This is a genomic window from Halorhodospira halophila (assembly GCF_016653405.1).
Lineage (GTDB): Bacteria > Pseudomonadota > Gammaproteobacteria > Nitrococcales > Halorhodospiraceae > Halorhodospira > Halorhodospira halophila_A.
Map to the genome: position 1 here is coordinate 40,152 of NZ_NHSN01000029.1, position 7,526 is coordinate 47,677.

10 protein-coding genes and 1 tRNA gene are annotated in these 7,526 nt (G+C 69.8%); 10 read left to right on the top strand and 1 reads right to left on the bottom strand.

Translation table 11 applies throughout. The annotated features are described in order from the left end of the window. Position 1: 1 nt before the first annotated feature. From ruvC to CCR79_RS11790, 10 genes are all read left to right on the top strand, one after another. On the top strand, positions 2-505 hold the full coding sequence (gene ruvC / locus CCR79_RS11745; protein WP_201172980.1) for a crossover junction endodeoxyribonuclease RuvC: 504 nt from the start codon (positions 2-4) through the stop codon (positions 503-505). After that, complete coding sequence (gene ruvA / locus CCR79_RS11750; RefSeq protein WP_201172982.1) at positions 502-1,116, top strand: Holliday junction branch migration protein RuvA; 615 nt, start codon at positions 502-504, stop codon at positions 1,114-1,116. Before ruvC ends, ruvA begins: the two co-directional genes overlap by 4 nt. A 2-nt stretch (positions 1,117-1,118) precedes the next feature. Further along, positions 1,119-2,159, top strand: a complete 1,041-nt coding sequence (ruvB, locus tag CCR79_RS11755) for a Holliday junction branch migration DNA helicase RuvB (RefSeq protein ID WP_201172985.1) — start codon at positions 1,119-1,121, stop codon at positions 2,157-2,159. A 120-nt stretch (positions 2,160-2,279) separates the two neighbouring features. Beyond that, positions 2,280-2,978, top strand: a complete 699-nt coding sequence (gene tolQ, locus CCR79_RS11760) for a protein TolQ (RefSeq protein ID WP_201172987.1) — start codon at positions 2,280-2,282, stop codon at positions 2,976-2,978. A gap of 59 nt (positions 2,979-3,037) precedes the next feature. Beyond that, complete coding sequence (gene tolR / locus CCR79_RS11765; protein WP_201172989.1) at positions 3,038-3,454, top strand: protein TolR; 417 nt, start codon at positions 3,038-3,040, stop codon at positions 3,452-3,454. A 10-nt stretch (positions 3,455-3,464) separates the two neighbouring features. Further along, positions 3,465-4,283: a cell envelope integrity protein TolA gene (locus CCR79_RS11770; RefSeq protein ID WP_242510923.1), complete on the top strand. Its 819-nt coding sequence runs from the start codon at positions 3,465-3,467 to the stop codon at positions 4,281-4,283. A gap of 33 nt (positions 4,284-4,316) precedes the next feature. After that, positions 4,317-5,594: a Tol-Pal system beta propeller repeat protein TolB gene (gene tolB / locus CCR79_RS11775; RefSeq protein ID WP_345941499.1), complete on the top strand. Its 1,278-nt coding sequence runs from the start codon at positions 4,317-4,319 to the stop codon at positions 5,592-5,594. Between the two features lie 23 nt (positions 5,595-5,617). Next, a complete protein-coding gene (gene pal / locus CCR79_RS11780; RefSeq protein WP_201172994.1) occupies positions 5,618-6,235 on the top strand; it encodes a peptidoglycan-associated lipoprotein Pal in 618 nt (205 codons plus the stop codon). Between the two features lie 15 nt (positions 6,236-6,250). Continuing rightward, entirely contained in the window at positions 6,251-6,991 is a 741-nt protein-coding gene (gene ybgF, locus CCR79_RS11785) for a tol-pal system protein YbgF (protein ID WP_201172997.1), read from the top strand. Between the two features lie 52 nt (positions 6,992-7,043). Continuing rightward, a tRNA-Lys gene (locus tag CCR79_RS11790) sits at positions 7,044-7,119 on the top strand. A 48-nt stretch (positions 7,120-7,167) separates the two neighbouring features. On the opposite strand, the gene CCR79_RS11795 is transcribed toward CCR79_RS11790, so the two are convergent. Further along, positions 7,168-7,380, bottom strand: coding sequence for a type II toxin-antitoxin system HicB family antitoxin (locus tag CCR79_RS11795; RefSeq protein WP_201172998.1), 213 nt, complete (start codon positions 7,378-7,380; stop codon positions 7,168-7,170). Positions 7,381-7,526 lie beyond the last annotated feature (146 nt).

A 7,526-nucleotide genomic window follows, 5' to 3' on the forward strand; every position in this document is an offset into this window, starting at 1 on the left:
GATGACCCGCATCCTCGGCATCGACCCCGGCTCGCGGGTCACCGGCTACGGGATCGTCGACGACGGCCGGCCCTGTCGCCTGGTGGCTGAGGGGACGCTGCGCCTGCCCCGGCAGTCTGGACTGGCCGAGCGACTGGGCCGCATCTTCGACGGCCTGGCCGGGCTGATCGCCGAGCACCACCCCGACGAGGTCGCCCTCGAGCAGGTCTTCGTCCACCGCAACGCCGACACCGCGCTCAAGCTCGGGCACGCCCGCGGCGCCGCGCTGACCGCCTGCGTCCACGCCGGACTGCCGGTGGCCGAGTACGCGCCGGCGCGGATCAAGCAGGCCGTCGCAGGCAGCGGCCGCGCCGACAAGGGCCAGGTGGGCTACATGGTCCGGGCGCTGCTGCGTCTGCGCACCAACCCGGCCGAGGACGCCGCCGACGCTCTGGCCGCCGCCCTCTGCCACGCCCATCACCGCAGCGCGCCGCTGGCGCAGGCCGCCTCCGGAGCCCCGCGATGATCGCCCGACTGCGCGGTACCCTGCTCGAGAAGCGCCCCCCCACCCTGGTGGTCGAGGTCAACGGGCTCGGCTACGAGGTCGAGGCACCGCTGTCCACCATCGAGGCCCTCCCCGAGACCGGCCAGGAGGTCATTCTGCATACCCACCTCAGCGTCCGCGAGGACGGGCAGACCCTGTTTGGCTTCCGCGCGCGCACCGAGCGCGACCTGTTCCGGCGGCTGATCCGGGTCTCCGGGGTGGGGCCCAAGCTGGGCCTGGCCCTGCTCTCCGGTGTCGACGGCGAGGAGCTGGTCCGCTGCGTCCGCGACGACGACCCCAAACGGCTGACTCAGGTACCGGGAATCGGCCGCAAGACCGCCGAGCGACTCATCGTCGAACTGCGCGACCGACTCGAAGGCATCGCCTCCGGCGGCGCCGGCACCGCCACGCAGCAGGCCGACCAGCCCGCAGGCGGGGATGACCCGGTGGGCGAGGCCGTTGAGGGCCTCGTCGCTCTGGGCTACAAACCGCCCGAAGCCTCGCGCATGGCCCGCGGCGCGGCCGAGCCGGGCCTTGGCTGTGAAGCGATCATCCGGCGTGCGCTTCAGCGCGCCGTGCCGCGAGGGGGGTGATCATGAGCGACGAACACGGACCGCCCGAGCGCATCATCGACGCTGCCGGCAACGGCGAAGAGGCGGCGCTGGAGCGCGCCCTGCGCCCGGTGAGCCTGGACGAGTACGTCGGCCAGGCCGGGGTGCGCGAACAGCTGGAGATCTTCATTCACGCCGCCCGGGGGCGCAACGAACCGCTGGACCACACCCTGCTCTTCGGCCCGCCGGGGCTGGGCAAGACCACGCTGGCCAACATCATCGCCACCGAGATGGGCGCCAACCTCCGCCAGAGTTCCGGACCGGTCCTCGACCGCCCCGGTGACCTGGCGGCCATCCTGACCAACCTCGAGCCCGGCGACGTCCTGTTCATCGACGAGATCCACCGGCTCTCCTCGGTGGTCGAGGAGGTGCTCTACCCGGCCATGGAGGATTTCCGGATCGACATCGTCATCGGCGAGGGGCCGGCAGCGCGCTCGATCAAGCTCGACCTGCCGCCATTCACCCTGGTCGGGGCCACCACACGGGCCGGCCTGCTGACCTCGCCGCTGCGCGACCGCTTCGGCATCGTGCAGCGCCTCGCCTATTACCCGGTGGACGAGCTGACGCGCATCGTCGAGCGCTCGGCCGGCCGACTGGGGGTCAGCGCCGAGGCGCACGGCGCCGCTGAGATCGCCCGCCGAGCCCGCGGCACGCCCCGGGTGGCCAACCGCCTGCTGCGCCGGGTGCGCGACTTCGCCGAGGTGCGGGCCGACGGGCGGATTACGCAGCAGGTCGCCGCGGACGCCATGGAGCTGCTCGACGTCGATCGCAACGGCCTCGACGAACAAGACCGGCGCCTGCTCGAGGCGGTGGTCCACAAGTTCGGCGGGGGCCCGGTCGGGCTGGACAACCTCGCCACCGCCATCGGCGAGGAGCGCGGCACCCTGGAGGACGTGGTCGAGCCGTACCTGATCCAGGAGGGCTACCTGATGCGCACCCCGCGCGGCCGGGTGGCTACCGAGCACGCTTACACCCTGCTCGGTGTGCCCGGGCAACCAACCCGCTCCGGCGACCTGTTCGGGTAACTCGCCGGGAGCGCGGACCGGGCGACGACGCCCCGGCACTTGTCATTCCAGTGGAACTTGTTTCTGTAACTAGCTGTCGTTAAATTCGATCCTCCGGCCCTGCCAGCGCGAACGACAACCATGACCGCCGACGTCTCTGTCATCCGTCTCATCCTCGACGCCAGCCTGCTGGTGCAGGCCGTGATGCTGTCGCTGATCCTCGCCTCGATCACCTCGTGGGCGCTGATCCTCTACAAGCGCCTGATCCTCAAGCGCGCCGAGCAGACCGCCATCCGCTTCGAAGAGGAGTTCTGGGCCGGCGGCAACCTGGCCGAGATCTACCGCCGGCTCAGCGACGAGGGCCCCGGCGAGCACGCCGGCATGGAGCGTATCTTCCGCGCCGGCTTTCAGGAGTTCTCGCGCATGCGCAAGCAGAGCGGAGCCCCGCCGGCGGCAGTGGTCGAGGCCGCCCATCGCGCCATGCGCGTATCGGTCAGCCGCGAACTGGACAACGCCGAGCGCCACCTGCAGTTCCTGGCCACGGTGGGCTCGGTCAGCCCGTACGTGGGGCTGTTCGGGACCGTGTGGGGCATCATGAACTCGTTCCGCGCCCTGGCCGGGCAACAGCAGGCGACCCTGGCCACCGTGGCGCCGGGCATCGCCGAGGCCCTGATCGCCACCGCCCTGGGGCTGTTCGCGGCCATTCCGGCGGTCATCGCCTATAACCATTACGCCAACCGCGCCGAGCGGCTCGCCAACCGCTACGAGACCTTCGTCGAGGAGTTCACCAGCATCCTCGAGCGGCATACGCATGCGGCCGGCGCGGCGCCGGCCAGGTAGGAGGGCACGCCTTGGCACGGGTGACACCGACCGGGACACGCCGCAGCCGTCGGCGGCCAATGTCGGAGATCAACGTCGTCCCGTACATCGACGTCATGCTGGTGCTGCTGGTGATCTTCATGGTCACCGCACCGCTGCTCTACCACGGCGTCGACCTGGATCTGCCGCAGGTGAGCAGCTCGCCGCTGGACGAGGACGAAGCGGAGCCACTGATCGTCAGTGTCGACGCCGAAGGCCGGGTCTACCTCAACCTTGCCGACGACCCTGAGGAGCCCCTCTCCCGGGGAGAGCTCCTGGAGCAGGTCGGCGGGATCATGAGCGACGATCCGGAGCGACGCGTGCTACTGCGCGGCGACCAGCAAGTGGCCTACGGCGAGGTCGTGGCCCTGATGGCCGAACTCCAGGCAGCCGGGGTGCCGAGTGTGGGACTGATGAGTCAGCCACCGGACAACGGCCCGGCCCCCGACGCGGGATGAGGCCCTGCCCATGCGCTGGCTGAGAGTGCCAACCCCCAGACTGCCGCGCCGGCTGGCGAGCAGCCCGTCGCGTTTTGTGATCTACTCCACCCTGGGGCATGTGGCGGTATTCACGGTGGTGGGTGCGAACTTCGCAACCTGCACCCGCACCCCCGAAGCCCCCTCGTTCGACGGCCCGGTCATCGAGGCCACCGCGGTGGACAGCGCCGCCGTGGAGGCGGAGATGGAGCGGCGTCAGGAACCGGAGCCAGAACCGGAGCCGGAGCCCGAGCCGGAGCCGGAACCCGAGCCGAAGCCAGAACCGGAGCCGGAGCCGGAGCCGGAGCCAGAGCCAGAGCCGGAGCCCGAGCCCGAACCGGAGCCGGAACCGGAGCCCGAGCCGGATCCAGCCGAGCAGCGGGCGGAAGAGCAGGAGCGGCTTCGCGAGGAGATCCGCCAGCGCATGGCGGAAGAGCGCGAGGCGCAGCGCCAGCAGGAACTCGAAGCCGAACGCCAGCGCCAGGAAGCGGCCCGCCAGGAGGCCGAGGAGCAACGCCGACTGCAGGGGCAGCAGCAGCGCTACACCGCGGCGATCGCCGAGGCTGTCGAGCGCAACTGGCGACGCCCCACCGGCACGCCCGAGGGGCTCGAGGCGGTCATCCGGGTGTCGTTCTCGCGAAGCGGCGACGTGCGCCGGGTCGAGGTCGTCAGCGGCAGCGGTGACTCCGGCTTCGACCGTTCCGTCGAGCGCGCCGTCCAGGCCGCCTCGCCGGTGCCTTTCCCCGACGAGGCCGCGCTGCAGGAGCGCATGCAGACCATAACCTTCCGATTCGCACCGGACCGGAGTTAAGCCGTGACGCGACTGAACCGAGTATGGAGCACCGTGTACCTGGCAGCCCTGCTGATGCTGCCCGGGCAGGCCAGCGCCGATGACGTGGTGATCGACATCATCGGCGGCATCGAGGGCGCCACCCCCATCGCCGTCGTGCCGTTCCAGCGCGCCGATGGCGCCGACCCGGAGACCGGGATCGCCCCGATCATCACCGCCAACCTCGCCCGCACCGGCCGCTTCGACGTCCTGCCGGAGGACGACCTGGTGGCCACCCCGGGGCGCATGGAGGACGTGCGCTTCTCCACCTGGCGCGCCCAGGGCGTGGACCATCTGGTGGTCGGCGGCATCGATAATGCCACCGACGGCCGTTACGAGGTGCGCTTCGAACTCCTTGACGCCTTCCAGGGACAGCGGACCGACGGCCGGCGCTACCGCGCCGAAGAGCGCCACCTGCGCACCCTGGCCCACACCATCTCCGACCGCATCTACGAGGCGATCACCGACCGCCCAGGCACCTTCACCAAGCGGATCGCCTACGTCGCAGTCGAGCAGCGCGAGGACGGCGAGGGCCGGCAACATCGACTGGTGGTAGCCGATTCCGACGGACACCGGCCACAGACCATCCTGACCTCCGATGAGCCACTGCTCTCGCCCGCCTGGTCACCGTCGCGGGACCGCCTGGCTTACGTCTCCTTTGAAGGCCGCCGCTCGGAGGTTTTCGTCCAGGAGATCCGCACCGGAGAGCGCGAGCAGGTAGCCAGCTTCCGCGGGATCAACAGCGCCCCGGCCTGGTCACCGGACGGCGACCGGCTGGCGGTCACCCTGTCGCGCGACGGCGCCGCCAACATCTACCTGATCGACCTAGCCAGCGGTGAGGTCCGCCCCGTCACCGACCACTGGGCCATCGACACCGAGGCCACCTGGAGCCCCGACGGCGAGTGGATCTACTTCACCTCCGACCGGGGCGGACGGCCACAGATCTACCGCACCACGCCGGATGGCGGCGAGACGGAACGGGTTACCTATGAGGGGGCGTACAACGCCCGGCCGAGCATCTCACCCGACGGTGAGCGGATGGCCATGGTTCACCGCCACGACGGGCAGTACTATATCGCCCTGCAGGATCTGGAGACCGAGGCGGTGCAGATCATCAGCGACGGGCCGGCCGACGAATCGCCGAGCTTCGCCCCCAACGGTGACCTGGTCATCTACACCGCTGGCGGCACCGAGGGGCAGCGACTGGCCACAGCCTCGGTCATCGGCGGCGCGGTGGCCCCACTGGAGTCCACCGAACGACCGGATACCCGCGTACGCGAACCGGCCTGGTAAACCACCTGCGAGGACGAGACACCATGACCGCCAGAAGCCACCGAAACGTCGCGCTCCGCCCCCTGCGCACCCTGGGGCTGGCAGCCAGCCTGGCCCTGCTGGCCGGCTGCGCCCACTGGATCGAGGACCCGGAGACCGCACCCGGCGAAGAGACCGAACTGGAAACGGAAGACTTCGATCCGACCGAGGCCGAGGCCCTGGAAGACCCGAGCGATGCCGACGAAGAACGCCTGGAGCGGGCACGCGCCGAGGGGCTGGACCCCGACGACCCGCTGGACGCCGCCGTCCTGGATGAGCCCGACAGCCCGCTGGCGACCCGGCGCGTGCACTTCGCCTTCGACTCCAGCGACATCCGCGACGAGGACATACCGGTCCTCGAGGCCCATGCCGAGTTCCTGCGCGAACACCCCGACGAGCGGATGACCATCGAGGGCCATACCGACGAGCGCGGCTCGCGGGAGTACAATCTGGCCCTGGGCGAGCGGCGCGCCGAGGCGGTCGAACGGCTCCTGCGCGCCAACGGGGCCCGCTCGGACCAGCTCGAGGTGGTCAGCTACGGCGAGGAAGACCCGCTGATCGACGAATCCAACGAAGACGCGTGGGCGGAAAACCGCCGCGCGGAGCTGCTCTACGAGCGCTAACGCGGTACACCGGCTATGCGAAAGATCGCCACCATCACCGTACTTCTGGCCTTCGCCGCGCCTGCCGTGGCCGAGGACGTCGAGCAGCGCCTCGACCGCCTCGAGGACCTGCTCGACGGACGCGGACTGGCCGAACTGGTCCGCGACGTCGAGCGCATCAAGCAGGAAAACCGCGAGCTGCGGGGCGATATCGAGAGCCTCGACCGCCAGGTCCGCCGACTCCAGGAACGCCAGCGCGAACACTACGCCGACCTGGACGACCGGCTGCGCGAGCTTCAGGAGCGCGGGCTGGCCCAGGAGCAGGAGCAGGTCCCCATCCCCGACCTCGACGGCCCGGACAGCGAGGCCAGCGAAGAGGACGCCGACGCCGGGGAACTCTACCAGGCGGCCTTCCGCCAGCTCGGCGACGGCCTCTACGAGGACGCCCGCGAGGGCTTCCGTGGCGTCCTTGAAGCCGACCCGGAAAGCGACTACGCCGCCAACGCCGTCTACTGGATCGCCGAGACGTACTACGCCGAGCGCGACTTCGAGGCCGCCGGCGAACACTTCGAACGGGTGATCGACGAGTACGGCGACAGCGACAAGGTGCCGGACGCCCGCCTGAAGCTCGGCTACATCGCCTTCGAGGAGGATCGACTGGAGGACGCCCGCGACAAGCTCGAGGCTGTCCAGGAGGAGCACCCGGACAGCACCGCCGCCAACCTGGCGCAACAGCGGGTCGCGGAGATCCGCCGTCTGCTGCCCGAGGACGAATAGCCGCCGGGCGCTTCCCTGCAGGCGGCAGCTTGGTTAGAATGCGCGCTCCGGTGGGCCGTTAGCTCAGCTGGTAGAGCATCGGACTTTTAATCCGCTGGTCGCAGGTTCGAATCCTGCACGGCCCACCAACTTCCCTCTCCCTGGTGGTCACCCACGCGATTCGCGATGGGCCCTTGTCATGCATACATCAAACGCCCTCGCGGCTCGGGGACTGGCCGGCCAAGCTCCCGCGCCGTCTCGATCCACTCCTCGATGACCAGCTGAACGTTCGCCACGGCCTGTTCGTAGGTTTCCCCGTCCGCCATGCAGCCCGCCAACTCCGGAACCTCCACGACGAAGGACTGGTCCCCATCGCTCCAGTAGATGATCAGCTCGTACTTAATCGACATCAGTCTCCCCCAGCGCTAAGTAAGCGGTCATTCCGTGACGTCGTTGACGGGGATCACTGGACATCCCGGAGCATCTTGATGAGCCCGGGGGAGACTTTCCACTGACGGTGATCCTCGGTGTGGACCACCACCGTCTTGCGGTTAAT